Here is a 25,341-nt window from a genome sequence, read left to right as displayed (position 1 = left end):
ATGAGTGACATGATGTTCCATTACGTAATGCAGAGATCCGAGAAAGCTTTAACCGGCCTTGTATGTGCTTTAAAGGGCATCTCCCCATCCGATGTAAAAGAACTGCTAGTAACCAACCCCATTGACCTTAGCAGTACCGGAAAAGAGACCATCATGGATATCAAGCTTACTCTCAATGACAACGAGATCCTCAACATCGAGCTTCAGGTATATCCTGACAAATACTGGATTTCTCGCTCGATATTGTACCTATGCAGAGCGTATGACAACATCGGAAAAAGTGAGAATTATTCCTCAATCAAATCAACTACTCTCTTCTGCATCACTGATCAGGAACTTATAAAAGGCGCAGAAGAAGAATTCTATGCAAAGTACCGTCTTACAAATATCAAAAGTCACAGCCTATATACTGATAAATTCGGGATAAATGTGCTACAATTAAACCACACAGATAAAGCAACAAAAGAAGATATCGATAACAATCTTGTCTACTGGGCAGAACTTTTTAAGGTGACAACCTGGGAAGAATTCAAAGCCCTAGCCAAGAACCATCCTGATATAGAGGAGGTCGGAACATTGATCTTTGAACTTAATTATGACAATCAAGCAAAAGAAATCTTAGAAGGCCAACGCCGTTACAGAGAGCAAATGAACTCTCAATATACAGCAGGATACACTGATGCTGAAGAGAAATACGAGCCCGAGCTTGCAAAAAACAAAGCTGAAATTTCCGAACTACGTGATGAAAACACCGAATTAAAAAGGAAAATAGCCGAGCTTGAAAAGGCTCAAAAAAATCCATAACACAAATGCCGGATCTCTCGATCCGGCATTTTTCATCATTCTTTATTCAACCGGGAAACAAACCTCAGTCACATACTCATCCGGATTCTGTGTCTGAGCAGGGCTCACATGATATATATTAAACATGTGTCCGTTCATCTTGTATCCGTTTTCTTTTATCCATGACGCCACCGTGGCGTACACTTCACCCATTTGGTCATAGCCGCCTTTGAGGATACAGCTGGCGACCTTAACCGCGGGAAGTGACTTAAACTTTACATGCTCTGTGTCGGTATAAGTACCTTTTACCGTCATCCATGCAATTATCTCAACGTTCTCTTCCTTGTATTCGTCATCAAGAAATTCAGCTGCCGCAAGACAAGGATCTGAAGGATTCAAGTTATTGCACTCGCTCCTCATTGTACTCCACAGCATGCCTTCATCCTCATAACGAGGAACTATCATATGAACCGTTGCCGCATATCTTTCCGGTATAGTCTTTACAGTTACATCATAACTCATGTTTTGCTCCTTCCTCAGCCTCTTACGGGCTGAATCCAGAAGCATCAGCTTATACTGCGTTTCTTCGGAAAGCTTAGATAATTCCTTCTGTCTTTCCGAAAAAAAATTGTCCATCATCTCTTTATCATCATAGTTATCAAGCATCTTGATAATATCCGCAAGGGAAAATCCCATATCTTTTAATGCCGTGATCCTTCCGATGGTAAAAAGCTGTTCCTCATGATAATACCTATATCCCGAAAACTCATCAATTTCCGCCGGTTTTAAAAGTCCAATATCATCGTAGTGACGCAGCATCCTGATACTTACTCTGGATAATTTTGAAAAATCTCCTATTTTAAGCATTTGTACTTACCTCCATGGATGTTTTCCTGAGCTCACTACAACGATAATCCCTCACATAATGTGAGAGTCAAGCATGATTTTTTCCTTAATCTGCTCCCAGCCGGAGCACCTTGTATAATTGCTGCCCGGAAGCTCGTGCTCTCTGTTCCAGGGCCTATCGATGACCATAACCTTTAAGTCAGGCAAATGGTCAAAGAACTTAAATGCCATGGGTGAATCCTCGATGGCATAGTCAAAAGACATCTTGTAATAGTCTTCAAGTTCCAGATTAAACTCGCCTTTTTTGTAAAAAAAGTCTCTTCCGTATTTATTAAGGCAGTAGAGAGTTGCACGCTCCAAACCGTGCTCGTCGAGCCATCTTCTGGATGCTTCAAAAGAATTGGACGGGCGTCCCGTTATGATAAAAACTTCGTGCCCTTTGTCTATAAGCTCATTAAGCACCTTCGATGCTCCCGGTGTCTCCTCATAAGAAAGAAGCACCTCCGGGCGATGCCCTTCGCTCATAAGCTGTTCATATTCTTCATCCGTCAGATCAAAAGACTCCTGCAGGTTAAAAAAACGTACCTCTTCGTAAGGAACGTTTTTTCCGAAAAGCCTCGTTGCAATCTCGGTAAATGCCTTCGCCGTCTCGCAAAGGCAATCATCAAAATCTACATAAAACCTCATTTAAGTAACCCCTTTTACAAGTTATGAATTAAGCGCCTCGAAGATAGCCTTTGAAAGCTGGTCAGCGCAAGATGTTCCTCTTCCGCCGCAGTCATTTCCTTTAAGTATCTCAGCCGCATTCTTAGCGTCCTGACCTTCCAAAAGCCTGCCAATAGCTTTCAGATTGCCGTTGCATCCGCCTGTAAAGCGAAGCCCTGAAATCTTGCCGTTTTCATCGAGATCAAAGTTGATCTCAGTTGAACATACTCCCTTCGGATTATAAGTGTAGTGCATAAAAAAACCTCCTAATAACCTAATCATTATAAATGATGTTTATATTTTGCAAAATCCGTTTTTCACTTTCCTATATCTATAAGCACGACCTCGGGATGGTTGAAAAATCTGGGATACGGCATCCTCTCCCTCGCAAGTCCCCTACTTACTATCATCTCGGTTCCGTTTCCAAGATCATACCGGCCGTCGACATATTTGGGCAAAAGACCCTGATTAGGCGCCGCAATTCCTCTATGCAAAAAAGGTATAGTCCACTGCCCGCCGTGAGCATGTCCGGAAACCACTAGGTCAAAATCGTACTCTCTGTACACATCCACTTTTTCAGGTCTATGTGACAAAAGAATTCTGTAATGCTCCGGATCTGACTTTTCACTTGCTTTGGTAAGCTGTGATCTCCACTCATCGTTCTTCATGTAGGTCGGATCGTCAACTCCGCAAATATCTATCTTGTTTCCTTTTATTTCTATTGTGCTCGCATTTCCCTCAAGAACGGTAACTCCCATGGATTTAAGATACTCTTTTGTTTCGTTTTCTCTTTTGCTCCAAAACTCGTGATTGCCTGTCACATAAAAGCAAGGATACTTTTTCGAGATTGCTTCCATGAAAATCTTGGCATTCGTATCACTTAACTTGTCATCGAAAATATCTCCGGACAAAAGAATTCCGTCAACCTTGCCGTTGTCTATCAGATCCGTAAGACGTTTCTGATCTTTTCCGTAGTAACAGGAATGAAGATCTGTAACAAGCGCAAATCTGACAGGTGTATCGATCTTCCCTTTGCCTCTTATGCTGATGATCTCTGTAACAGGTTTTTCATACCAAACAGTAAGAATAATTATTAGAAAAAGAATAACCAAAAGAATCTTCCTTTTTTTCTTTGATTTATTTTTCATTATATAAAAATCCTTTTATAAGCTCACAAATCTTATTCGGTGCCTCTTCGATAAAATACTGATGCATATCAAAAGTAAAGTATTTATTCACGGAAGCATCAACCTTTTCTTGAATATTATACTGCGTCTTAGCAAAATGTTTTTTCATGGTGATTTGGTTATCCGCAAAAACATAGTCTTCGAAATCAAGTTCTTTAGAAGCATCCAACAGATCAAAAATCTCTTTTGTACATTCACAATTTTGATATAGCCATTCATCAAATCTACGTGCTTCCGGATAATAAATCTCTTTAAATTCCTCGAAAGTCATAGGTGGGATCAGTTTCTTTTTCAGCACACTCCAGATCATAATATCAAAACAGTAATCCGTCAGATTGTGAACACAGAGCCCTATCAAAAAAGCTTTTGTTCTGCTGTCTTTTTCCTGTGTCACATACTTATTCCAAAACTCTTTTATGTTCTCTATCCATCTGACATAATCCTGCGTTTCGCCCCACGGCCCGCAGCATTCAAAACAATGTGAATGAATCTTTTTCTCCATATACGAATCCGAAAACCAGACAGAATCGGGAGCTATGGAACCTAAAATAAATTCCGACGTATTCTCTTTTATCTTCAAATGCTCAGCAAGCTTATAAGCAACAACCATGTGAGTCATCTGCAAAGCCATTATTTGTCCTCTTTTTCTATTTCCTTAGATATATAACACATTACTCTTCTCCCCATATTTCTACGAATCTGTCGAAATGCGGAAGTCTAATTTTCATGTAACCTCTTTCTTCATCGTTGACAAGATGCTTGTTAAGTAATCTGCTTCTATATACCGGATAGGAAGCTTTATTTTTCATTAGATTCTTTATATCTTCAGCCTTCCCCTCCTTAGTTCTGCATATACATCTGATTACCTCTTTTTCACCCTTGCTAAGTGATTTCCAAACCAGATCATATGAATCTCTGAACAATATTCTTTCAAATTCAGGAATGAGATCACTTATTGTTTCATTCTTTTGCTTACCGTAATATAGCGAGCCCAATACCTGATATGCATATGCATATCCCTTAGTTTCTTCCTCTATTTTTTTTGCTTCCAGTGTGTCTATTTTCAATAGTTTTTGATACATTGCAGTGATATCAAATTTGTTTAATCCTTTTATCTCAAGCTCATCAGCCCTTTTAAAAAACGTTAAATTTTTCTCTGATGAGAACTCTTCAATATTTTCGGCTAGACCGGTCACAACTAAATAAATACGCATTCCTTCCAATATCATCGATCCTATCATAGATAATAGTTTGACCATTTCGGGAGTCTTCGAAATATCATCAACACCAACAAGGACATTGTATTTCTTTTTATTCGCTTCAGAAACCATTTTAACGAGCGTTGCTTCATCTGAATAATAATGCTCATTTTCAGCTATCTTTTTTCCAATATTGACTTCACCTTTTCCCGAAGCCACGTAAATATCTCCACTTGCCGATACCGAAGAACTGACTTCTGTTGTCCTGCTCTTTGAATCAATAAAGCTTTCCATGCTCATTTTAGATATAAGAGTCTTAACAACGTCTCCGGCGGCAGAAAGAGGATATACCAACCACTTCTTATTATCCTTCAGTGTACGTATAACCTTTCCATATTCTACTGATTTACCGGCCCCTCTGAGCCCGGTTATTTTATAAACATATTTTGATGACTCATCGCTTGTAAAATTATCTATTATTTCATCTGCTATTTTGGTATCAATATAGGCTGCACCGGCAATTCCGGGGGTTCTGGTAAAAGGATCTACTCTTTTCTCCATAACATTTCTCCATTTTTATCATTTATTGCAGTTTTTATGTTTTGTTATTATTATACCACATATTTTATCTTTCGTTATGTTTTGTTATCTTTTGTTATCTTTCGTTACCATTGCAGCCGTTTTGTTATCATTTAAAAATTTCATTTATAAGTTTTTATTCTTTATCTACGTAGTTTGCGCTCGGATCCGCCTGAGGATCATCTTTTAACCATATGATAAAAAGTTCCTTCTCCGATACGAGTTGTCTGTACTATCGGATCGCCGACAATTTTAAAACCCGCTTTTTCATAGCACTTAACGGCTCGCATATTCCAAGTTCTAACCTCAAGATAAATCGGCTTTCCGGGATAAAGATCATGTGAAAGCTCACACGCTATCTTCGTAATTTCCTGCCCATAGCCTTTATCACATAATTCAGGATTTACACCGACTCCAAAGAAAACTTCTTTATCTTCATCTATAAGATTAAAGTATCCGACAAGCTTTGATCCATCATACACTGAAAAGAAATTGTTCAGAGGGTTCGCAAACCCAATTCCCTTCTCAAGCTGTTCGCCATATGGTGGATTGTTGTAAATTGCATATTCGCCGGGATATTTCCACTCACATATCTCATATTTTTCCGAGTCTGTAGTCTTATGATATTCAAGCAATAATTATTTCCTCCCAGTCTTCTCAAAATCCAATCTTACAAGTGCCTTGCCGTTCGGCAAAGGCTCTTTTGTCCGGGAAATCTCAGAATAGCCGATTCGCTCCAAGAATGAAGCCAGCTCTTTTTCCTCCATCTGATGATGGACTTCGTCAAGGCCGTCGAACGCATGAATATAGGGCGAATCGGAGACCCAGTCCCTGTCATCCTCGTTGATCTGGATGGCACAGGAAACGTACCTCGGATTAACCACAGAAACGGCCTTAGAAAAAGCTTCATAACCCACGTACTCTATCAAAAGATTCGCTATCAAGAGCTCGGCGTGCGGAAGCTTCCCTGCTTCATCAATAATATCAATCTTTAAAAACTTAAATATCCCGGAATCGACAAGCTCTTTGTGCCGCTCAGTCGCCGCCTTGAGATACTCTCCATTGATATCGACTCCATAGACAGTCTCATATTTAGATGGATCAACATGCTCCAAGCCGTTACCGCCGGCGACGCCTAGAACCATCGCTGTCTTTACGGGATAGGCTTCAAACTGCGCCTTCATTATTTTGTTAAGTGTCTGAAGCTGCTTAACCGAATCAAGCTTCATGTGATTCTCGTAAGTATCCAGACTGATGTCTTCCCACGGATTGCTCATAGTTACTCTTCCTTAACCCTCTTTCCGGTCATATGCTCGGGCGTAAGCTCAAAGCACTGAACCACAGGGAAAAAGAACTTGAGCTCTTTCTCGAGAAAGGCTTCGTCATCGGTAAATTTCTTGACCATGGCGATACAGATCTTCTTTGCCTTTTCTTCGTCCTCAACAAGTTTGATCCTGCCGAAAGTGACAATGCTCTTGAAATTAAGCGCCCACTCGCCTTCTTCGCGGTAGCCGTCATTAAGGACAGTGTAGCAAGCTTTGTCGCAGTTCTTTATGGCATCGTTCTTGTGTCCGGTTTTGGCTCCGTGAAAATATATCTTACCGTCCTCTTCGCAGTACCAGTGGACAAGCGGAACGCCATAAGGATAGCCGTCGTCGCCTATAAGAGACAGCACGCCTCTTTTTGTATTCTTAAGAACTTCAATGCATTCCTCATCGGTAATCTGCTGATTGAATCTTCTCATTTTTCTAAACATGTCGCACCTCCGTAAAGTGGACCGCTACCCCGTCCCCATAGTCCACTTTTCTATTATACATGAAAAGAGCTTCGATTTCTCGAAGCTCTCGTCATCAAACTTTTTTTCCGATCTCTATTCCCGCTTTTATAAAGCGAAACATTCTGATCGCACCTTCATAATATAATTCCTCTGCATTACCCATAGCATCTTCGATCGCCATAGGTGAATTGACCGTGGTCATAAGTGATGCTATTCCGTAATCGCAGATATCAAGTGCATTTTTCCCAAGTGACCCGCATAGGCCAAATACGGGAATTCCTTTGGCCTTGGCACGAATGCCTACGCCCTGCATTACTTTTCCAAAGCAGCTCTGCCAGTCGGTTCTTCCTTCTCCGGTAATAACAAGATCAACGCCTTTTAGCCTGTCGTCAAAGCTTATCAGATCAAGCACGGTATCTATCCCCGGCTTCATCTTTCCTTTAAGAAATACCGAAAGTGCGGCTCCGAGTCCGCCTGCTGCCCCGGCACCTTTAATGGTGTCACAGTCAATATCAAAGCATTTCTTAATTACATCGCGGTAATTGCACATCCCCTTTTCAAGCTGTTCCTGAATCTCGGGTGTTGCACCCTTTTGCGCTCCGAAAGTCCATGTCGCTCCGTCTTTTCCGCAAAGGGGATTATTGACATCACACATTACCACAATGTTGCAATCTTTAATTCTCGGATCGATACCTGATATATCGATGTCTTTTACTTTGATCAGATCTCTTCCGTAACCCTTGAGTTCGTATCCGTCCTTGTCAAGGAAACGAACTCCGAGAGCTCTGATACATCCCATTCCGCCGTCATTTGTTGCGGAGCCTCCGATAGCAATCGTAAGCTTTCTATACCCGCGGTTAAGTGCGTCTAGGATCAGTTGTCCCGTTCCAAATGTTGTGGTATTCATCGGGTTTCTTCTCCTCTCGTGAACAAGCGTAAGTCCCGATGCGGCCGACATCTCAATGATAGCCTCATCCCCTCCGAATATTCCGTACCTTGCTTCAACCTCATTCATCAAAGGGCCTTGAACCATGCAGCTTATAAGCTCACCGTTTTCAGCTTGGACAACCGCATCTACGGTTCCTTCTCCGCCGTCGGCTACGGGAACTCCGACCGTCTCACAATCTATGAATACTTCTTTTGCAGCCTTTGTAAGAAGACCGATCGTCTGCTCACTGGACAAGCTTCCTTTAAAAGAGTCCGAAGCAAATAACATTTTCATAAGAACACTCTCCAAATAAATTTATTTTATTTTTCTCATTTCTGTTCCTGAAATCTTCTCATAATACTTAAGGATAGCACTGTGATCGTCACTTCCGCAATCATTGTTGTGGAGCCACTGAAGCATCTCCTGAACTGCGCTCGTAAGGATCATGGGTGTTCCAACGCCGTGACCTGTATCAAGTGCATTGTTGAGATCCTTGATATGAAGATCGATCCTAAATCCGGGCTTGAAGTTGCCGTCAAGCATCATGGGAACCTTGGCATCCATAACTGTCGATCCCGCAAGACCGCCTCTAATAGCTGCAAATACCTTCTCGGGATCAACTCCTGCCATTGTCGCAAGCTCGAAAGCCTCAGCGCAGGCAGCGATATTTACGGCAACTATGACCTGGTTTGCAAGCTTTGTTGTATTTCCCGCGCCGTTAATATCTCCGCAGTGAACAACAGAGCCACCCATTACTCCAAGAAGCTCTGAATACTTATCAAACATTGCCTTAGGACCACCGCACATGATGGAAAGAGTTCCGTCTATAGCCTTGGGCTCTCCTCCGGAAACAGGAGCATCCATCATATTTATGCCTTTCTCCGCACATTTAGCCGCAATATCTTTTGACTGAAGCGGAGCTATTGAACTCATATCGATTATATCAAGTCCTGCCTTGGCACCCTCTGCGATACCTTTATCTCCGAAAATGGCTTCTCTGACATGAGGTGAATTGGGAACCATTGTGATAACAACATCGCTCTTGGAAGCTACGTCTGCATTGCTCTCTCCTCTTGCCGCTCCGCATGATACAACATCATCAAGCGCTTCCTTTGCAAAAGGGTCGTATGCTGTTACTTCATATCCTGCCTTAAGAAGGTTCTTACACATGGGGCGTCCCATAATACCAAGTCCGACAAATCCTACTTTCATATTATAACTTCCTTTCTTGTTCATATATTGGTTAATCTATGTTTTTTGTTCGTAAATCCTATACTTCCATTATGCCTTAGAACTGATCTCTTCTACAGCTTTTATGATGCTGTCAGTCGTAAGTCCGAGATACTCTAAGATATCATTGTAGTTGTGCGCCGAAGCTCCGAATCTGTCCTGAACTCCGACAAACTCGATAGGCTTCTTTTCAAGTCGAAGTGCCTCAGCGATGGCTCCGCCAAGTCCTCCGATAACACTGTGTTCCTCGGCTGTAACCACGCCTTTTACGCTATTTGCGATCTTTACAACGCTTTCTCTGTTAAGAGGCTTTATCGAAGGTACATTTACAACCTTAACGGAAATCTTACCCTCAAGAGCTTTTGCTGCCTCAAGCGCCTTTGTAACCATAACTCCGCAAGCAAATACCGCTACGTCCGTACCCTCTTTTAACACAACGGGCTCGCCCGGTACAAACTTAGCTCCCTCGGGCGTTACATTGTCATAAGGATTACGATTAACGCGGATGTACATGGGGCCTTCATTCTCAGCCATGTATCTTACCACCGCTTCCGTCTCGTTGGCATCGGCGGGAACGAACACGTTCATGTTGGGAATAACACGCATATATGCGATGTCATCAACAGACTGGTGAGTAGCTCCGTCACCGAAATCCGAGCATCCTGCGCTCGATCCGCAGATCTTAACGTTGAGCTTTCCTATAGCGATCGACTGTCTTATCTGATCGAAAGCTCTTCCTCCTGCAAATACCGCAAAAGAGCTACAGAAAGGAATCTTACCTGCCCTTGCAAGTCCGCCTGCGGTTGAGATCATATTTGCTTCTGCGATTCCCATCTCGATGTGCTGCTCAGAGATCTCAGGGTCCGACTCAACCATCTTACCCATTGTAGATGCTCCAAGATCCGCATCAAGTACTACTATGTCTTTATTCTTATGGCAGAGCTCAACAAGTGTCTGACCATATACTGTTCTTTGATTTGTTTCAGCCATGATACTTTTCTCCTTTTTTATCTTAAGCAAGCTCTTCCATTGCTAAATCATATTCTTCCTGAGTAAGCGCTCTGTTGTGATAACCTGCCTGATTCTCAGCAAAGCTTATACCCTTACCTTTTACAGTGTGTGCAACGATAGCTGTAGGCCTGTCTGTATACAGCTCCGCGTCATCGAGCGCTGTAAGTATCTCTTCCATATTGTGTCCGTCAACTTCAATTACGTTCCAGCCAAAAGCTCTCCACTTATCGGCAATGGGTTCATTGGGAAGTCTGTCCTTGATGGCTCCCGTTGCCTGAAGTCCGTTGTTATCGATGATCGCACAAAGGTTACCCAGCTTCTTGGCACTTGATGACATTGCCGCTTCCCAGATCTGACCCTCATCGGTCTCACCGTCTCCGACAAGTACGTATACTCTGTTAGGCTTCTTATCAAGCTTAAGCCCGAGTGCGATTCCGGAACCAAGTGAAAGTCCCTGTCCGAGAGAGCCTGTTCCTGCTTCTATACCGGGAATTCCAAGGTGCGGATGTCCCTGAAGATAAAATCCGATTTCCTTGCAACGAGGTAAATCTTCAAGAGGGAAAAAACCTTTCTCTGCAAGCGCTGCGTACTGCAAGATCGCTACGTGTCCTTTTGAAAGAAGGAAATAATCTCTTTCTTCCCAATCGGGGTTCTTGGGATCCACTTTCATCTTGTGAAAATAAAGTGCCGCCACAAGATCTGCACTTGAACAGCTGCCCCCAACATGTCCGGCAACTCCAACGCCGATACATTTGATACAGTCACGTCTGAGCAGTTGCCCTTTTTCTTTAAGTGATTGAATTAGTTCTTCACTATAAGCCATAACATTTGTCCTCCAAATAAATCTGTAAGCTGTATAACAGGTTAACTGCATTATAACTATCCAGATATTTAAAAGTCAAGTGATCAAAATACACTGCTTTTTTCAGAAGTTTTGTGCATTATCAACAAAATTGAGATTTCTTTTGACAGAATAAAAAGAGATGACTATAATAAAAAGCAATATAGTTGTTATACAACTATCTGATTTACAAATCGCTTATTATTTCCATAAAAGGGAAGGTGCCTATGAATATCAATCCTATTCAGAAGATAAATGCAGTCGAACAGGTTTTTGAGCAGATGCAGAACATGCTTATTGAGGGAACCTGGCGTCCGGGCGATAAGCTCCCTTCAGAGAACGAGCTTTCGACAGCCTTCGGTGTAAGCCGCATGACAATTCGCCAGTCAATGCAGAAGCTCAAGGCTCTCGGACTTATAGAGACACGTACGGGATCCGGTTCTTACGTAAGAGAGGTCAGCCCCGAGGATTCGCTCAATGAGCTTATTCCTCTTATGTACCTCGGAAGTCCTTCTTACAACCATGTATTCCAGTTTCGTGAGATGATCGATTCGGAGAGCGTACGACTGGCCACTCTCGCGGCTGATGACAGAAGCATTGAACAGCTTGAAGATATTTTAGCCAAGATGAAAAAGGCAGCTGATGAAGATAACAAGAAAGCCTTTTCCAATTATGATCTTAAGTTCCATATGAAGATTGTTAATCTGACCGGGAATCCTATGATCATCAAGGCTTATGAGATACTCCTTAATGTTCTTACGGAGTCCATGAATTCTGTAATTGAGAAGATGAAGTATAAGCCCGCACTTACTTTCCATAAGAAAATAATAAGTGCTATGAAGGCAAAAGACGCCGATCTTGCCGAGCAGCTTATGCACGAACACATCAGACAGAATTACACTTATTTTGAAAAATAACATGGCAACATGTTATTTCCTTATACCCCCACCTCGTGTGATGTCCCCGCATTGCACGAAAAGGACCCACCTCCTTGTTTTGAGAAGATGGGTCCTGTTTTTTTGTATTATTCTTTTACATACTCTAAAAATCTTTTTGCCAGATCAGCGTCAGCGGAATCCGTGATAATGAGGCCGATACCACCTTTACATAGTTTTTGTTAATTATCATTTTAAAGCACAAAAATCCCTGCCTCCATAAACGAAAAGTTGAAGCAGGGAAACTTTTTTGATATTCTTTTTCAATTATCTTTTTGTCAAAGCACCATCCAGCCCACAAGCGGGATCGTTACGACGGAAAGAAGTGTTGTGAGCGCGATCGTGCGGGTAGCCGTCTCTTCATCGCCGCCGTAATACTGCGCAAGCATAGCACACATGCTGGCTACGGGAGTAGCTATCATGATCTGGATAACACCGATAAGTATGCTGTCACTGATAAACAGTTTGGCAACGGGAATTCCGATCAAAGGAATAATGATAAGCTTGATTATCGTGAAGATAAGAAGCTTATAATCTTTTAAAAGAGTCTTCCACTTAGTTCCGCCAAGTGAATAACCGATAACCATCATGCTAAGCGGCACTGTGAGGTTCCCTAGATATGTAACCGCGTTGGCTATGGGCTCCGGAACTAAGACATGCGTAAGATAAAGAGTAAGTGCTACGATAACGGCCACGATTCCGGGATTTATAAGACTCTTAAAAGAAAACTTATATGTCTCTCCCTCTGTTTCCGAGCCGCTTCGCGCAATCTGAATTCCGTATGTATAGAACAAAATATTGAATCCGAAATTAAAAAATGCCGCGTACAAAAGTCCGACACTTCCGTAGGTTGCTGATATAATGGGGAAGCCCATGAATCCGATATTTGAAAAAAGAGTCATCACACGGTATGTTCCGAACTGTCTTTTTTCAAGTCTGAGTATGTAAGGAAGCACCATGGCGATAAGGATCATCGCCGCATATACGATTATTACAGAGATGACGCAGGTTATGAGCTGCTTATTGGAAATAATCTCTCCTTTGTTCATTCCTGCTGTTATGATAAAACAAGGGCTTGCAAGATTGATAACGAGTCCCGACATTCCTTTCGAGATCTTGTCATCCATAAGTCCCGTCATTCTGCAGATTGCTCCCGCAATCATAAGAATAAAAAGAACAATCATCTGCTGTAAAAGAATCATTTCAAAAAGTACTCCTTAAAGATAAAAATAGAAAAACGATCCACCCCAGCGGATCAATTGGCAGCCTTGAACATTGCTCTGTCATTTACAACTTCAAAGCCATATTGTGAATATAGAGGCTGTGCATCTTTGGTTATAAGAATACCTCGAAGGCCTTCAAGCTCAGGCGCCGAAACAATGTGCGAAACAAGTGCTTTGCCAAGACCTTGATGTCTGTATGCTTCATCAATTATGACATCGCAAAGATAATAATTCGTTGCATAATCTGTTATGATTCTTGCAAATCCCACTAAATTCTCGGCCGCGTCAACATAGAGTCCGTAGCACTTCGAATTATTTATCGACTTCTCGATTCTTTCAACGGGACGTTTGTCTGCCCAGTAAGTCATCCTGAGAAGTCTTACGATATCATCCAGCTTCATTTCATTTAAGTCTTCAACTATCCTGTAATTCATGTCAGCCCCCCGTTAAATATCTACTTGTTTACTTTTCTGAATTATCGGTGCTATTTTCGGAAGTGTTATCTTCGGAAGTATTATCATCGGAAGTGCTGTCTTCTAAAATGTTGCCTTCGGATGTATCATCATTTTTCTTCTGTTTATCAAGAAGCGATCCGATTGCGGGACCAAGTGCAACTCCTATGCAAAGCCATAAAACTATATCACCGAGTGCCGCTCCGATTGCTACTCCAAAGCACAGTCCGAGACACATGCCTGTTGTCATTCCCGAAAAGCCATTATAATCGTTGTTACCATTGTTATTCTTTCCCATTTCTCTTTCCCTTCTGCAAGTTTTATTTAAAACCTTTTCTTTCCTGCGCTTTATCAATAAGTTTGTGCGCCTCGTTAAAAGCACCGGGCAGGTAATCCGCATACCACTCCTTGCCCTCTTTTTCCTTTTTCTTTATCTCAGCCCATGCGGCGTGAAGCTCCTCTTCGGAGTTAAATTTCACATCCGTAAATACATGAGGATGTCTTCTTTCCATCTTGTCGGAGATTGTCTTTACGACATCGTCGAATGTAAAATATCCCTCTTCCTCTGCCATCACGGAATGGAACATGACCTGAAGCAAAAGATCTCCGAGCTCTTCCTTGAGATTGTCGGCATCACCCGTTTCATTCAGGATATTGATGCCTCCGATAACCTCTGCTGCCTCTTCGATACATCCCGGTTTTAAGCTCATATGCGTCTGCGCCTTATCCCACGGACAGCCGTTCTCGCTTCGTAGCGTCTGTACTATTTTTTTGAGTCTGTCGATCTCACTCATAGCTTAAGCTCCTCATATATCTGCGAACCTCTCTAATATCTATAATATAACTATTATAAATAGATTTCTAAATAATTCCCCCAAATAATATCCATACGGATACTATCTGAGGGAATAAACACCACTATATTTTAATCTATATACATATATTAATAAACACCTTACCCATGCATCATTTTACCATCCGGCAAAAACTCTATCTTAAGAACTTTTCCCATTCCGGCTGCGAGACGCTGCAATGTTTTCAGTGATGGATTAGCAGTTCCTCTCTCCAATTTACTAATATCACCTTGGGCAATACCTGTTTTATCCGCAAGTTCTTTTTGTGTAAGCCCGGAATCTTTTCTTGCATCAATAATTGCTTGAATCACCGCATGTTCAGGTTGAAGTGCTTCATATTCTTCACGGAATTCAGGATCCTTTAATTGTTCTTTTAAAAAATCATCAAACTTGTTACTCATAATTTGCCCTCCCTTCTGTAATAATCATCACGGTATCTCTTTGCCTTGTTTAATTCTTTAGGCGGTGTCTTCTGCGTTTTCTTGACAAATCCGCTAGTCAATACTATCTTACGATCCACATAAAAGAAATATAAAACTCTGGAAATATCAGAACCTACTTTTGCTCTTAACTCAAATATCCCATCCGATAAATGCTCTGAATAAGGCTTTCTCAATTCGTTTCCATTATCTTGCAAAAGCGAAATTGTATCAACCATCTTTGCACGCATCTTATTATCCAGAGAAAGCAGAAATTCCTTGGCAGGTTGATCACCATTTTCTTTCTCATAAAAAACAACACTAAATTTCATATGTACCTCTTATTATTATAATATAGGATAAATCCTATATTGTCAATCAAAAACATAAGGGGCTCATTCAAGCCCCTTATCCTCATAATTTGACCAACATAAATAATTTATGGCAAGAATTTTCCCGACGCGAGATACAGTTCGTACCAGTCGTGATGAGAAAGATTGACTTTGGTTGCATCGCATACATCCTTGATATGCTCGGGATTCATCGTACCGATGATTGCCTGCATCTTGGCGGGATGACGAAGGATCCAAGCGATTGCGATCGCTGTTTTGGATACGCCTTCGCGCTGTGCGAGCTCTTCAAGCGCCTTGTTGAGCGCAGGGAATTCAGGGTTATCGATAAAAGTTCCCTTAAACATTCCGACCTGAAGAGGTGACCACGCCTGTATCGTTATGTCTTTTAACCTGCAATAATCAAGCGCACTTCCGTCTCGCATAAAAGACATATCGGTTGTCTTGTTGTTCATGTAAAGCTCTTGATCTATGAGCTGCGACTGCTCAAGTGAAAGCTGCACCTGATTGATAACAAGGGGCTGCTTCACACATTTTTTTAACAGCTCGATCTGCATCGGCATGAGATTACTAACGCCGAAGTGACGCACCTTGCCTTCGTTTTCAAGCTTGTCAAAAGCCTCTGCGACTTCTTCGGGATCAAACAAAAGATCCGGTCTGTGCAAAAGAAGTGTGTCGAGATATTCCACCTTTAGTCTGGATAAGATTCCGTCAACGGCTGAAAGTATAGCCTCTTTTGCCCAGTCAAATTCCTGTCTGTCGGGATAGATTCCGGTCTTACTTTGAATGTAGATATCTTCTCTCTTAAGCCCCGTCAAAGGGAGAGCCTGCGCAAAACGCACTTCCGCTTCTCCCGCCCCGTAGCAGGTTGCATGGTCAAAAAAGTTGATGCCGCACTCATAAGCTGTCTTTATAACCTTTGCCGCTTCCTCTTTTGAAAGAGAAGGCATTCTCATGCAGCCCTGTATAATAGCGGACGCCTTCTGCGGTCCGTTTACGATGTCGATATATTTCATTTATGATCCTTTCGTTCCCCCATCGGGGGATAAATTTTGGTAAAAAACGCGCTGATCAGAACGGTCTTGTATCGGGATCGCTCTCGTATCCTACGCAGCCCTTGAGATCTGCGATAAGCTTAACATCGCCGGCCTCAAGCTCAAAATCAAACACATCGAGATTCTCTTTGATCCTGTCGGCATGAACTGACTTAGGTAAGGGAAGGAATCCCATCTGAAGACTGAAACGAACGCAGATCTGAGCGATGCTCTTTCCATACTTATCAGCGAGCTTCTTCATCTCGGGAACGTCGAAAATCTGACCTGTTCCGAGAGGGCTGTATGCTTCAAGTATCATTCCCTGCTCTTTGCAATATGCCACAAGCTCGTCCTGAGTTGCGCCGGGACAAAGTCTTATCTGATTGACCATGGGTTTGATCTTGGCAGTCTTAAGAAGTGCCTCTATATGGTGCTGTCTGAAGTTGGAAATACCGATGGAACGGACCTTTCCTGATTCATACAACTCTTCCATTGCTCTCCAAGTCTCAGCGTTAGCCTCTTCCCAGCGGTCTCTGAACGCTGCGGGATTGGGCCAGTGAATAAGAAGCATGTCAACATAATCAAGGCCGAGTTTTCTGAGTGATTCGTCAAAAGAGCTCTTGCAAAGATCATAGCTGTGCTTGTCATTCCATATCTTGGTCGTCACAAAGATATCTTCTCTTGTAAGTCCCTCGTCTATAATACCTATTCTGATGCCTTTTCCGACACCCTCTTCGTTTCCGTAAACCTGTGCCGTATCAATGTGACGATAGCCGGCTTTTATGGCATGCTCTACGCTGCTTACCGCAACATCTCCTTCGGGAGTCTGCCATGTTCCGAAGCCAATGCAAGGAACACCGACACCGTTTGAAAGCTTATATACATCATTTTGGTTCTTCATATTTTTCCCTCCGCAAAAAAGCGATAAAAACTCGCACCGGCATACTGCTTATACGCGATGCACTGTCATTGTCTTTTTTATTTTACCATCTTCGGTGGCAAGGCACTTATTATATTTCGCACCGGATACTGTCAAAATTAGAACATCCTCTTTCTTCTATTGGGATCCACAAAAAAAGGCCGCTGATATTACTCAGCGGCCCCCTAGGAAAAAATGCTTTTATGTGGATATAAAAGAGAATGTCATTAGCTGTATTTTTTATCTGTAGAATACTTCTCCGAGCTTAAGGTCTTTCTTGAATGCGGGGATAGTCGTATTCTTGTCGATGATAACTGCTTCGATGTCCATCATCTCAGCCCAGTCTGCCATCTGCTCAACCGTAAGGTCATATGAGAAAGCAGTGTGATGAGCTCCGCCTGCAAGGATCCAAGCCTCGGCTCCGGTGTAAAGATCCGGATAAGGTGTCCAGAAGTTGGTTGCTACGGGAAGATTAGGCATAGCCTTCTCTGTCTTTTTACACTCAACCTCGTTGATGATGAGACGGAATCTGTTGCCAAGATCGATAAGTGATGTGGCAACACCCTTTCCTTCCTTGGATGTAAATACAAGTCTTGCAGGATCTTCTCTGTCGCCCATTGAAAGAGGCTTAACTCTGATGCTGATAGGTCCTTCTGCGATAGTCGGGCAGATCTCAAGCATGTGAGCTTCAAGGATACCCTCTTTTCCTCTTACAAGGTTATATGTATAATCCTCAAGCATTGAAGTACCCTTGGCGTTCTTCATGCCTGCAGTCATGATCTTCATAAGGCGAACCATGGCAGCAACCTTCCAGTCACCCTCTGCGCCGAAACCGTAGCCCTTTTCCATAAGTCTCTGAATAGCAAGACCGGGAAGCTGGCCGAGTGCGCCGAGGTCTCCAAAGTGAGTAACGATCGCCTGATAGTTCTTTTCCTCAAGAAATCTCTCAAAGCCAAGCTCGATCTGAGCCTGAACAGCTACATGTTTCTTGAACTCTTCGGGATCTCTTCCGTCGAGAACGATCTGATATTTGTCATAGTACTCGTCGAGAAGTGCGTTCACGTCTGAAGCGCTTACTGCTGCTACGCTGTCTGCAATCTCATTAACGGGATAAGTATCAACTTCCCAACCGAACTTGATCTGAGCTTCAACCTTATCGCCCTCTGTAACCGCAACGTTTCTCATGTTGTCGGCAACTCTCATAACTCTTATGTGGCTTGACTCCATGATACCTACGGCAGTTCTCATCCAGGAAGCTATTCTCTCTCTAACCTCGTTATCCTTCCAATAACCGGCGATGACTTTGCGCTCAATTCTCATGCGGCTTACGATGTGTCCATACTCTCTGTCGCCGTGAGCAGCCTGATTCTCGTTCATGAAATCCATGTCGATCGTATCGTAAGGAATTTCCTCATTGTACTGTGTGTGCAAGTGCAAAAGAGGTTTTCTGAACTCCTGAAGTCCGAGTATCCAGGACTTAGCAGGTGAAAATGTGTGCATCCATGTGATGACACCCGCGCAGGTCTCATCTGCATTGGCCTCGTTAAAGGTCTGTCTTATCAGCTGATTGGTGATAAGTACAGGTTTCCATACAACTTCGTAAGGGAGAATTCCCGATTTGTTGAGCTCGTCCACGATCTCCTTAGAGTGCTCTGCAACGTGCTTTAAAACCTCATCCCCATACAGGTCCTGAGAGCCTGTACAAAACCAAAACTTGTACGCTTTTGTCTGAATCATTCTATAACCCTCCTTAAAACATTAATACCCCATGTATCGCTATTTTTCCCTTCTCTAAAAAAGCCGATACATTTACATGCTTTCATTTTCAAACTTGTACGTACGAGTGGTCAAGTTGTAGGTAATAAACTTAAAATCCCACGCTCAAATGTTATTCGGGCAAAAAAAAAGAAGTGACCCGAAAGTCACTTTCTTTTTATACATGAATTACCGATCACGAGCTCGGGCTCGACGACAATTCTTTTTTCCACTTCTTCACCTCGGATCATCTTAAGCAGCATCTGAGCGGCAATCTTGCCAAGCTCCTGCTGCGGATGAACGATCGTGGTAAGCGTTATGTCGGTATTGGCTGCGGGCTGTGAATTATCGTATCCCGTTATTGAAATATCCTGCGGGACCTTTAGTCCCAGCTCACGGATCGCCTTTATCAGATGAAACGCTATCTGGTCGTTGTACGCTACGATCGCATCAACCTTTTTTCCACTCTTTATCATCTTCTGAAGATTCGTGTAGGGATGAACCGCGCGGTCCTCGGTATAGAACCAGATGACATTCTCGGGATCGTAGGTAAGTCCCGCCTTGGCAAGCGCCTTGGCATAGCCCTTGTGCCTGTTCTGCCCCTGCGTATCATCGCTCTTGAAAACGCCGATGATATTCTTGTGCCCTTGGCTTATCAGATATCCCGTCAAAAGATATGCACCCTTTTCGTCATCCATGATAACGTGAGGCTTATCCTCCATTACCGAATACGCACCCTGGATAAAGATATAAGGGATGCCGTATTTATCAAGCTTGTCATAGAGATATTTGTGCTTGCAAAAGACATTGCTCTTACTGGGCTCAACTATGATCCCGTCTATGTTTTTCTCAATAAGCTCCTCAAGACACTTGATCTCGCGAGTCCTTGAGTTATTGGTATTCTTAAGCACAATGCTGTAGCCGTTTTCAGAAAGAACTGAATCAATTCCGCTTATAACCTTTGGGAAAATATAATCCGAAAGGTACGTCATTACCACAGCAATATCCTTGGAGTCTTTTTTGAATCTGGAAGCATCGGAACAGTAGGTTCCGCTTCCCTGAACAGAATAGACAAAACCCTCGTTAATAAGATTGGATATAGCCTTTCTCACCGTCTGACGACTCACGCCATACTCAGAAGTAAGCACGTTTTCGGACGGCATCTTTTCTCCGGGCTTTATCTTTTCTTCCAAAATAAGCTGCTTTAACTCTTCTTCAATCTGCTGATATTTAAGTGTCCCCGATCTATCTCTCTTTTCTTCCATAAATAAATCTTCCCAATGCTATGAATACAATTGTAAATATTATATACATGATAGGCGCATACTCAAAAACAGTAAAGTACTTGCCGAAAATGTTTATAAGTCTGTACTCGTAAACCATATTGGTATCTATAAGCACCGCCGGCAGCATCTGAATAAACTGGGATACAGGGCGTATATTTGTATCTAATACTGCTGAGATCATGGATATTCCCAAATACAGTCCAACTGACGTTCCCATTACCGCCAATGAGTTTTTCATAGCCTGTGATAAAAAGAGCGTTACAGCTGATGTTAAAATACATCCTATAATAATTATCGCAGCGAGTCTTAACAGGAATCCTCCCGCAGTCATATTATATGAAGTATAGGGATTAAGCAGGATAATCGGTAAATCAAGTCCGCCGGTTCCCCATCTAAGGGCCATGTATCCTATGAATGAACCAAGAATAATAAGTGAACCTCCTACTCCGAAAGTCATTCCTGCCAAAATCTTGGCATAGTATGTTCTTTTATCACCATATTTACTTGCCCTCACTACCTGATCGGTTTTATTCTGGTACTCCGACGCAAAAACAATGGAAAGCCCCATAGGTATAAGAAACAGGATCAATAAGATATTCATATCCACAGCTCCGCCCAAGTACCCGCGAGCAGCTAACGTGTCATGCCATGTTCCGGGAAAAACAATTTCTTTTCCCTTATCTTCCCAGTACTCGCACTCACCCGTTGTAAGATAGGACAATTCCTTTGCTTCCTGTATTCCTGCATCTCTGTTTTTGATAAGATCCTCTATTGTGACATCTTCTATTTTTTTGCCATGATCCGAAAGACTCCTAAACCATGACCCAAACATTTTAAATGTCGGATTACTGTCATCGGTATAACCCGCGTCATCCGTATTCTCTCTATATTCATCAAGTAGGTTATCGTCAATAACCCGTCCGTCTATCTGAGCAAACTTACTTCTGGCCTCAGGGGATTCATTTCCCGATATCTCACCCTCTCCGAAAACAAAAGCAAGAACCAAAAGAATCAAAAAAGTTATAATTGCAGCTTTGGACTTTAATATCTTCTTTATCTCAAAAAGATAAATCGTCCCAAAACAGTTGTTTTTCATATAAGTCTCCTATTCATCTATCTTCTCAAGATAAAAATCTTCAAGTTTACCGTCCATATTTTTACCGTCTCCCTGCCAGATGATCTGTCCCGACTTCATGATAAGTACTCTATCGGCAATATCTTCCACATCAGAAACGATATGTGTGGAAAGCAGCACCACTGTTGTCTTTCCAAGTTCTTCGATAAGCTTTCTAAATCGCACTCTTTCCTTCGGATCAAGTCCCACAGTGGGTTCGTCAAGTACAAGTAGTTCAGGTCTGTTGATAAGAGCCTGCGCTATACCGATACGTCTTTTCATTCCGCCCGAATATTTGGAGATCTTTTTTCCGGCGTCCTCTTTAAGACCGACAAGCTCTAGAAGCTCCGCAGTTCTAGCCTTTGCAGTCTTCTTATCCAGTCCTTTCAATGCGCAAAAATACATAAGGAAATCTTTTCCAGAGAACTCAGGATAATACCCGAATTCCTGGGGAAGATATCCCAGAATATTCCTGTATTCTTCGGTGTTAACGGAAAGATTGTCGTAGCTCACTTCTCCGCTTGTGGGAGTGAGAATACCACAGATCATTCTCATAAGTGTGGTCTTCCCCGCGCCGTTTTCACCAAGAAGTCCGGTAACGCCTTTTTCCAATTTAAAACTCATTCTGTCCACAGCAATCTTGTTCTTATATTGCTTGGTCAGCCTGTCAACCTTCAGTTCCATGCAAGTTCCTCCATCCTGCCAATTCTGTATAATTCAAAAATTTGTACCGCGATCAAAACCATCAGCACTACGATAAGCTTATTCACATCAAGCATCACATAAGCAGCTCCGCCATAATCCTGCATCATGAGAATATACACCACTATTGCGGGAATTATGCATGCGAACGGAGTTTTTCCGGCCCATTCGAATCTCTCAATCTCCATGCACAATGTCATGGTCAAAAGATATGGTATAAGAATGATCGTTAATACCCTTAATATACTTATGCCTGCAGTCAATCCAAAACAGATTGAAACAATTGCCATTGCAATAAAATTCACTATTCCTACAGCTGTCATTCTGGCAAAGAGAGCCCTTCTTCCCGATATCACAGTCACCTGCTCAAGTTCATGTACACCATGCAAATGTGCTTTAAAGGTTTCGAGCATTCCTATCGCTGCCATAAAAGGAATAAAAACTGCAATAGATAAAAGGCTGCTTTCTAAAGCATCAGGTTCGTTATAAAGACCTGATACATTTATGTGCACAATATTGAAAAAGGGTAATACTATCAAAAGGAGTGCAGCGATCCATATTCTTTTTCTTATGAATCCCGCCTGCTGCAGAACCAGTCTCGGAGTACTGATATTTATCTCATTTCCGGTTCTGTTTGCTCTTATGAAGTTTTCTTTTTTCATATAATCCAGAGCCGGAACGGCGCTCTGCAGCATACTTTTAAGCTCTCTATCTCTCATATGCCTCTCCTTTCTCAAGGGCCTTTTTAAGCTTACTCTTGGCATTTTCAAGCCTTCTGTAAACCGAAAACCTTGTCATTCCCATGATCTTACAGATATCTGCATAGGACTCTTCGCTTATAAGTCGTAGCTGCACTATCTCGCGTTCATCATCATCAAGACTCTCCATCGCCGCTCTTATGCGAATCCTATCGATCGTCTCATTTTCAAGATCGGTCCCGCTTGCCATCTCTTCGCCAAGTTCACCTATTTCTTTTTTCTTCTTATATTCATCGATGCACAGGTTTCTTGCGATGGTGTAAAGATATCTCTCAGGCTCTTTTGCCTCCGAGGAAGCGCTCATATAACGAAGGAAAGTTTCCTGAGTAAGATCTTCAGCCATGTGCTTATCGCTGACTTTGAAGTAGCAATAGCGATAAATTTTGTCGTAGTACTTTTCTATATCCATGGATAAAAGTTTTGCCTCCCTCCGTAATGATAGACTGAGCAGATATGCGAAATGTGCGCGCTTTTTTATGATTTAAAAAATTTTTTGAAAAAAATGTTGACACACACTTTGAACGTGTGATATAAAATATTTAACGACAAACATTAAATATTTAATGAAAACAAATTAAAAAACAACGAAAAACATTTATGCAAAAACTTCATCCCAAAAAGATGAAAAAATCACTAAACAACATTACATTAACACACATCGGAGGATATCGACATGAAAAAAACAACATTAAGCAAAGTAACTACAGTACTCGCAAAGATCATAGAGGTAATCTCATTTGCCGGCGTAGGTATTACGGTCACTGCACTAATCTCTCTCGCCATTTTGCTTGCTACCGGACACCTTAATCAGCAGATGTTTAATGATGTATTTACCAACGCTCAGATCAACACCGCAGGTTCTCAGGCATTTATAAAAGACGGACAGTTCTACTTCCCGGGATTCTTTCTTTACTTTGGAATAATAACTATACAGGCATTTTTCGCCGGATTGATCTTCCATAACATAGGCAAGATTTTCGCGCTTGATGCGGGATCACCTTTCTCAGCAGAGAATGTTAAAAGAATCAGAAACATCGGTATCTTTGCACTTGCTCTTCCAATTGTAAAGATTGTACTCCCTTTATTGGGATTGATCTTTGGTGCCAACGCACTCATGGGGGTCAGTGCATATGAATTCCTCTTTGCTCTTGTTGCTCTCAGCCTTTCTCAGTACTTTGCATATGGTGCAGAGCTTGAGAAAGATGTAGACGGATTACTTTAAGGAGGGAATTTTATGGGTAGAATCATGCTTGAACTTGATGTAATGATGGCAAGACGCCACGTATCTCTCAATGACCTTGCGGACAAAGTCGGAATTGCAAACGTTAATTTGTCCAAGATAAAAAACAATAAGGTTAATGCAATCCGCTTCGGAACTCTTGCAGGAATCTGCGAAGCGCTCGAATGCGAACCGGGGGACATACTTAAATATGACCCTGAAGGTGAACAAGAATAATAAAAAAATACCTCAGCCATGTATATGGTTGAGGTATTTTTGTTTTTGGAAACAACTGATCAGATTGTTGTGATCAGCTTGTAATTCTTGATATCCGCAATGGACTTGCACCCTGTGAACGCCATTGTCTTTTTAAGCTCTGCTTCAGCTTTTTTAAGATAGTCACATACGCCCTGTGCACCGTTATCTTTTATCGCTGTCATAAGAGGTCTTCCTATGCAGACAGCGTCTGCTCCGAGGGCAATCGCTTTGAACGCATCCATTCCGGTTTTGATCTCGCAGTCTACGAAAATAGGGATCGTATTATCAATTTCTTTTGCAATCTCAGGTAATATCTTAAGCGGAGGAACCGCGTACTCTATGCGGTTATTGTGATGTGATATCACGATGCCTCTTGCGCCGGCCTTAAGTGCTTCCTCTGTATCGTAGAGGCTGAGCACGCCTTTTACAATAACCGGAAGATCCGTGCTGCTGCAAATATCCGTAAGCTCAGCTGTAGTCATAGGCGCCATGGTATATCCGCTTACTTCATCGGGACCGCCGTCGGGAGAAAAAGCGTGATCGATATCAATGCCGACCGCGAGCACACCTTTTTCTTTTGCATGCTCTATCTTTTTATAAATGATATCCCTGTCTGCGTAGGGTTTTATCACTTCTATAAGTGTTCCGCCGCACGAAAGAATCATCTCTATCTCTTCTTCGTCCGCCATCCCGTACCATGTAAGAAGGCCGGAATCCGCTGCTCCTTGCGCAAACTCTTTTGCCGCACCCTCAAACATGAAATGATCAAGATGGGAAAGTGCCGCCGTCATGATCGGAGACGGGAACTCTTTTCCATATAATTCAAAAGACGGATCGGGATAATCCGCGTTCATGTACCTAGTCTGTATGAGAAGCGAATCCAGATATTTCCTGGTTATTATGTTTGAATTTCCTGCGTTTTCTGCCATAATTATTCCCCTTTGTAATTATTTCTTTTTTATAGTATAAGGCAGGAA

Annotated in this window: 32 protein-coding genes; 4 read left to right on the top strand and 28 right to left on the bottom strand. The window is 42.3% G+C overall.

Annotated elements, in window-relative coordinates:
• Nucleotides 1-804: PD-(D/E)XK nuclease family transposase (locus BM377_RS13285; RefSeq protein ID WP_092249455.1), on the top strand; the 804-nt coding region annotated here is incomplete at its 5' end.
• A 42-nt stretch (nt 805-846) separates the two neighbouring features.
• Here the strand turns inward: BM377_RS13285 and BM377_RS13280 are convergent.
• The 13 genes from BM377_RS13280 to BM377_RS13220 form a co-directional block, all read right to left on the bottom strand.
• Nucleotides 847-1,650, bottom strand: coding sequence for a MerR family transcriptional regulator (locus BM377_RS13280; protein ID WP_092249452.1), 804 nt, complete (start codon nt 1,648-1,650; stop codon nt 847-849).
• Between the two features lie 51 nt (nt 1,651-1,701).
• Entirely contained in the window at nt 1,702-2,316 is a 615-nt protein-coding gene (locus BM377_RS13275; RefSeq protein WP_092249449.1) for a 5' nucleotidase, NT5C type, read from the bottom strand.
• A gap of 21 nt (nt 2,317-2,337) precedes the next feature.
• Entirely contained in the window at nt 2,338-2,589 is a 252-nt protein-coding gene (locus BM377_RS13270; protein ID WP_092249446.1) for a TIGR03905 family TSCPD domain-containing protein, read from the bottom strand.
• A 62-nt stretch (nt 2,590-2,651) separates the two neighbouring features.
• Nucleotides 2,652-3,482, bottom strand: coding sequence for a metallophosphoesterase (locus BM377_RS13265; RefSeq protein WP_092249443.1), 831 nt, complete (start codon nt 3,480-3,482; stop codon nt 2,652-2,654).
• Nucleotides 3,472-4,152, bottom strand: a complete 681-nt coding sequence (locus tag BM377_RS13260) for a zinc dependent phospholipase C family protein (RefSeq protein ID WP_092249440.1) — start codon at nt 4,150-4,152, stop codon at nt 3,472-3,474. The genes BM377_RS13265 and BM377_RS13260 overlap by 11 nt, the downstream gene beginning before the upstream one ends.
• A gap of 40 nt (nt 4,153-4,192) precedes the next feature.
• Nucleotides 4,193-5,281 (bottom strand): hypothetical protein, encoded by a 1,089-nt coding sequence (locus tag BM377_RS13255; protein WP_092249437.1) that lies wholly within the window; start codon nt 5,279-5,281, stop codon nt 4,193-4,195.
• A gap of 197 nt (nt 5,282-5,478) precedes the next feature.
• Nucleotides 5,479-5,934 carry a GNAT family N-acetyltransferase gene (locus tag BM377_RS13250; RefSeq protein WP_092249434.1) on the bottom strand — a complete coding sequence of 152 codons (456 nt, stop codon included), beginning with the start codon at nt 5,932-5,934 and terminating at the stop codon, nt 5,479-5,481.
• Between the two features lie 3 nt (nt 5,935-5,937).
• Complete coding sequence (locus BM377_RS13245) at nt 5,938-6,576, bottom strand: methyltransferase type 11 (RefSeq protein ID WP_092249430.1); 639 nt, start codon at nt 6,574-6,576, stop codon at nt 5,938-5,940.
• Nucleotides 6,577-6,578: 2 nt separating this feature from the next.
• Nucleotides 6,579-7,055 carry a pyridoxamine 5'-phosphate oxidase family protein gene (locus tag BM377_RS13240; protein ID WP_092249427.1) on the bottom strand — a complete coding sequence of 159 codons (477 nt, stop codon included), beginning with the start codon at nt 7,053-7,055 and terminating at the stop codon, nt 6,579-6,581.
• Between the two features lie 94 nt (nt 7,056-7,149).
• Nucleotides 7,150-8,298, bottom strand: a complete 1,149-nt coding sequence (locus tag BM377_RS13235; protein ID WP_092249424.1) for a glycerate kinase family protein — start codon at nt 8,296-8,298, stop codon at nt 7,150-7,152.
• A gap of 21 nt (nt 8,299-8,319) precedes the next feature.
• A complete protein-coding gene (garR, locus tag BM377_RS13230) occupies nt 8,320-9,240 on the bottom strand; it encodes a 2-hydroxy-3-oxopropionate reductase (RefSeq protein ID WP_092249421.1) in 921 nt (306 codons plus the stop codon).
• A gap of 45 nt (nt 9,241-9,285) precedes the next feature.
• Nucleotides 9,286-10,224, bottom strand: coding sequence for a transketolase family protein (locus BM377_RS13225; RefSeq protein WP_092249418.1), 939 nt, complete (start codon nt 10,222-10,224; stop codon nt 9,286-9,288).
• Nucleotides 10,225-10,246: 22 nt separating this feature from the next.
• Nucleotides 10,247-11,068, bottom strand: a complete 822-nt coding sequence (locus BM377_RS13220; protein ID WP_092249415.1) for a transketolase — start codon at nt 11,066-11,068, stop codon at nt 10,247-10,249.
• A gap of 245 nt (nt 11,069-11,313) precedes the next feature.
• Here BM377_RS13220 and BM377_RS13215 point away from each other — a divergent pair, with 245 nt between their 5' ends.
• On the top strand, nt 11,314-12,003 hold the full coding sequence (locus tag BM377_RS13215; RefSeq protein ID WP_092249412.1) for a FadR/GntR family transcriptional regulator: 690 nt from the start codon (nt 11,314-11,316) through the stop codon (nt 12,001-12,003).
• Nucleotides 12,004-12,299: 296 nt separating this feature from the next.
• Here the strand turns inward: BM377_RS13215 and BM377_RS13210 are convergent, their stop codons facing one another.
• From BM377_RS13210 to BM377_RS13145, 14 genes are all read right to left on the bottom strand, one after another.
• Nucleotides 12,300-13,223 (bottom strand): AEC family transporter, encoded by a 924-nt coding sequence (locus BM377_RS13210; RefSeq protein ID WP_092249409.1) that lies wholly within the window; start codon nt 13,221-13,223, stop codon nt 12,300-12,302.
• 53 nt (nt 13,224-13,276) lie between these two features.
• The gene (locus BM377_RS13205; protein ID WP_092249406.1) at nt 13,277-13,678 is read right to left on the bottom strand and encodes a GNAT family N-acetyltransferase; all 402 of its coding nucleotides are present in this window, start codon (nt 13,676-13,678) and stop codon (nt 13,277-13,279) included.
• 28 nt (nt 13,679-13,706) lie between these two features.
• Nucleotides 13,707-13,994 carry a glycine zipper domain-containing protein gene (locus BM377_RS13200; RefSeq protein WP_092249403.1) on the bottom strand — a complete coding sequence of 96 codons (288 nt, stop codon included), beginning with the start codon at nt 13,992-13,994 and terminating at the stop codon, nt 13,707-13,709.
• 22 nt (nt 13,995-14,016) lie between these two features.
• Nucleotides 14,017-14,490: a MazG family protein gene (locus tag BM377_RS13195; RefSeq protein WP_092249400.1), complete on the bottom strand. Its 474-nt coding sequence runs from the start codon at nt 14,488-14,490 to the stop codon at nt 14,017-14,019.
• A 161-nt stretch (nt 14,491-14,651) separates the two neighbouring features.
• Nucleotides 14,652-14,951, bottom strand: a complete 300-nt coding sequence (locus tag BM377_RS13190) for a helix-turn-helix domain-containing protein (RefSeq protein WP_092249397.1) — start codon at nt 14,949-14,951, stop codon at nt 14,652-14,654.
• A complete protein-coding gene (locus tag BM377_RS13185; RefSeq protein WP_092249394.1) occupies nt 14,948-15,301 on the bottom strand; it encodes a type II toxin-antitoxin system RelE/ParE family toxin in 354 nt (117 codons plus the stop codon). The genes BM377_RS13190 and BM377_RS13185 overlap by 4 nt, the downstream gene beginning before the upstream one ends.
• A gap of 107 nt (nt 15,302-15,408) precedes the next feature.
• A complete protein-coding gene (locus BM377_RS13180; protein ID WP_092249391.1) occupies nt 15,409-16,335 on the bottom strand; it encodes an aldo/keto reductase in 927 nt (308 codons plus the stop codon).
• Nucleotides 16,336-16,390: 55 nt separating this feature from the next.
• On the bottom strand, nt 16,391-17,254 hold the full coding sequence (locus BM377_RS13175) for an aldo/keto reductase (RefSeq protein ID WP_092249388.1): 864 nt from the start codon (nt 17,252-17,254) through the stop codon (nt 16,391-16,393).
• Between the two features lie 258 nt (nt 17,255-17,512).
• Nucleotides 17,513-19,009 (bottom strand): L-arabinose isomerase, encoded by a 1,497-nt coding sequence (gene araA / locus BM377_RS13170; RefSeq protein WP_092249385.1) that lies wholly within the window; start codon nt 19,007-19,009, stop codon nt 17,513-17,515.
• A gap of 185 nt (nt 19,010-19,194) precedes the next feature.
• Nucleotides 19,195-20,292, bottom strand: a complete 1,098-nt coding sequence (locus tag BM377_RS13165; protein ID WP_092249382.1) for a GntR family transcriptional regulator — start codon at nt 20,290-20,292, stop codon at nt 19,195-19,197.
• Nucleotides 20,273-21,409, bottom strand: coding sequence for a hypothetical protein (locus BM377_RS13160; RefSeq protein WP_092249379.1), 1,137 nt, complete (start codon nt 21,407-21,409; stop codon nt 20,273-20,275). Before BM377_RS13160 ends, BM377_RS13165 begins: the two co-directional genes overlap by 20 nt.
• 9 nt (nt 21,410-21,418) lie before the next feature.
• Nucleotides 21,419-22,111, bottom strand: coding sequence for an ABC transporter ATP-binding protein (locus BM377_RS13155; protein WP_092249376.1), 693 nt, complete (start codon nt 22,109-22,111; stop codon nt 21,419-21,421).
• Nucleotides 22,102-22,848, bottom strand: a complete 747-nt coding sequence (locus BM377_RS13150; RefSeq protein ID WP_092249373.1) for a hypothetical protein — start codon at nt 22,846-22,848, stop codon at nt 22,102-22,104. Before BM377_RS13150 ends, BM377_RS13155 begins: the two co-directional genes overlap by 10 nt.
• Nucleotides 22,838-23,296, bottom strand: a complete 459-nt coding sequence (locus tag BM377_RS13145) for an RNA polymerase sigma factor (RefSeq protein WP_092249370.1) — start codon at nt 23,294-23,296, stop codon at nt 22,838-22,840. Before BM377_RS13145 ends, BM377_RS13150 begins: the two co-directional genes overlap by 11 nt.
• A gap of 264 nt (nt 23,297-23,560) precedes the next feature.
• On the opposite strand from BM377_RS13145, the gene BM377_RS13140 reads away from it, so the two are divergent.
• Nucleotides 23,561-24,109, top strand: coding sequence for a hypothetical protein (locus BM377_RS13140; RefSeq protein ID WP_092249367.1), 549 nt, complete (start codon nt 23,561-23,563; stop codon nt 24,107-24,109).
• Between the two features lie 12 nt (nt 24,110-24,121).
• Nucleotides 24,122-24,343, top strand: coding sequence for a helix-turn-helix domain-containing protein (locus tag BM377_RS13135; protein WP_092249364.1), 222 nt, complete (start codon nt 24,122-24,124; stop codon nt 24,341-24,343).
• A 59-nt stretch (nt 24,344-24,402) separates the two neighbouring features.
• On the opposite strand, the gene BM377_RS13130 is transcribed toward BM377_RS13135, so the two are convergent.
• A complete protein-coding gene (locus BM377_RS13130) occupies nt 24,403-25,293 on the bottom strand; it encodes an alpha-hydroxy acid oxidase (RefSeq protein WP_092249361.1) in 891 nt (296 codons plus the stop codon).
• Nucleotides 25,294-25,341 lie beyond the last annotated feature (48 nt).

This window comes from Butyrivibrio sp. INlla21, from assembly GCF_900116875.1.
Classification (GTDB): Bacteria; Bacillota; Clostridia; order Lachnospirales; family Lachnospiraceae; genus Butyrivibrio.
Note: the sequence above shows the minus strand (reverse complement) of the source record. Positions and strands in the feature narration are given on the sequence as shown.

What these genes read in the sequence shown, in the direction of transcription:
- BM377_RS13280 (WP_092249452.1), bottom strand. Translation starts at nt 1,650, where the DNA reads ATGCTTAAAATAGGAGATTTTTCAAAATTATCCAGAGTAAGTATCAGG.
- BM377_RS13275 (WP_092249449.1), bottom strand. Translation starts at nt 2,316, where the DNA reads ATGAGGTTTTATGTAGATTTTGATGATTGCCTTTGCGAGACGGCGAAG.
- BM377_RS13270 (WP_092249446.1), bottom strand. Translation starts at nt 2,589, where the DNA reads ATGCACTACACTTATAATCCGAAGGGAGTATGTTCAACTGAGATCAAC.
- BM377_RS13265 (WP_092249443.1), bottom strand. Translation starts at nt 3,482, where the DNA reads ATGAAAAATAAATCAAAGAAAAAAAGGAAGATTCTTTTGGTTATTCTT.
- BM377_RS13260 (WP_092249440.1), bottom strand. Translation starts at nt 4,152, where the DNA reads ATGGCTTTGCAGATGACTCACATGGTTGTTGCTTATAAGCTTGCTGAG.
- BM377_RS13255 (WP_092249437.1), bottom strand. Translation starts at nt 5,281, where the DNA reads ATGGAGAAAAGAGTAGATCCTTTTACCAGAACCCCCGGAATTGCCGGT.
- BM377_RS13245 (WP_092249430.1), bottom strand. Translation starts at nt 6,576, where the DNA reads ATGAGCAATCCGTGGGAAGACATCAGTCTGGATACTTACGAGAATCAC.
- BM377_RS13240 (WP_092249427.1), bottom strand. Translation starts at nt 7,055, where the DNA reads ATGTTTAGAAAAATGAGAAGATTCAATCAGCAGATTACCGATGAGGAA.
- BM377_RS13235 (WP_092249424.1), bottom strand. Translation starts at nt 8,298, where the DNA reads ATGAAAATGTTATTTGCTTCGGACTCTTTTAAAGGAAGCTTGTCCAGT.
- garR (WP_092249421.1), bottom strand. Translation starts at nt 9,240, where the DNA reads ATGAACAAGAAAGGAAGTTATAATATGAAAGTAGGATTTGTCGGACTT.
- BM377_RS13225 (WP_092249418.1), bottom strand. Translation starts at nt 10,224, where the DNA reads ATGGCTGAAACAAATCAAAGAACAGTATATGGTCAGACACTTGTTGAG.
- BM377_RS13220 (WP_092249415.1), bottom strand. Translation starts at nt 11,068, where the DNA reads ATGGCTTATAGTGAAGAACTAATTCAATCACTTAAAGAAAAAGGGCAA.
- BM377_RS13215 (WP_092249412.1), top strand. Translation starts at nt 11,314, where the DNA reads ATGAATATCAATCCTATTCAGAAGATAAATGCAGTCGAACAGGTTTTT.
- BM377_RS13210 (WP_092249409.1), bottom strand. Translation starts at nt 13,223, where the DNA reads ATGATTCTTTTACAGCAGATGATTGTTCTTTTTATTCTTATGATTGCG.
- BM377_RS13205 (WP_092249406.1), bottom strand. Translation starts at nt 13,678, where the DNA reads ATGAATTACAGGATAGTTGAAGACTTAAATGAAATGAAGCTGGATGAT.
- BM377_RS13200 (WP_092249403.1), bottom strand. Translation starts at nt 13,994, where the DNA reads ATGGGAAAGAATAACAATGGTAACAACGATTATAATGGCTTTTCGGGA.
- BM377_RS13195 (WP_092249400.1), bottom strand. Translation starts at nt 14,490, where the DNA reads ATGAGTGAGATCGACAGACTCAAAAAAATAGTACAGACGCTACGAAGC.
- BM377_RS13190 (WP_092249397.1), bottom strand. Translation starts at nt 14,951, where the DNA reads ATGAGTAACAAGTTTGATGATTTTTTAAAAGAACAATTAAAGGATCCT.
- BM377_RS13185 (WP_092249394.1), bottom strand. Translation starts at nt 15,301, where the DNA reads ATGAAATTTAGTGTTGTTTTTTATGAGAAAGAAAATGGTGATCAACCT.
- BM377_RS13180 (WP_092249391.1), bottom strand. Translation starts at nt 16,335, where the DNA reads ATGAAATATATCGACATCGTAAACGGACCGCAGAAGGCGTCCGCTATT.
- BM377_RS13175 (WP_092249388.1), bottom strand. Translation starts at nt 17,254, where the DNA reads ATGAAGAACCAAAATGATGTATATAAGCTTTCAAACGGTGTCGGTGTT.
- araA (WP_092249385.1), bottom strand. Translation starts at nt 19,009, where the DNA reads ATGATTCAGACAAAAGCGTACAAGTTTTGGTTTTGTACAGGCTCTCAG.
- BM377_RS13165 (WP_092249382.1), bottom strand. Translation starts at nt 20,292, where the DNA reads ATGGAAGAAAAGAGAGATAGATCGGGGACACTTAAATATCAGCAGATT.
- BM377_RS13160 (WP_092249379.1), bottom strand. Translation starts at nt 21,409, where the DNA reads ATGAAAAACAACTGTTTTGGGACGATTTATCTTTTTGAGATAAAGAAG.
- BM377_RS13155 (WP_092249376.1), bottom strand. Translation starts at nt 22,111, where the DNA reads ATGGAACTGAAGGTTGACAGGCTGACCAAGCAATATAAGAACAAGATT.
- BM377_RS13150 (WP_092249373.1), bottom strand. Translation starts at nt 22,848, where the DNA reads ATGAGAGATAGAGAGCTTAAAAGTATGCTGCAGAGCGCCGTTCCGGCT.
- BM377_RS13145 (WP_092249370.1), bottom strand. Translation starts at nt 23,296, where the DNA reads ATGGATATAGAAAAGTACTACGACAAAATTTATCGCTATTGCTACTTC.
- BM377_RS13140 (WP_092249367.1), top strand. Translation starts at nt 23,561, where the DNA reads ATGAAAAAAACAACATTAAGCAAAGTAACTACAGTACTCGCAAAGATC.
- BM377_RS13135 (WP_092249364.1), top strand. Translation starts at nt 24,122, where the DNA reads ATGGGTAGAATCATGCTTGAACTTGATGTAATGATGGCAAGACGCCAC.
- BM377_RS13130 (WP_092249361.1), bottom strand. Translation starts at nt 25,293, where the DNA reads ATGGCAGAAAACGCAGGAAATTCAAACATAATAACCAGGAAATATCTG.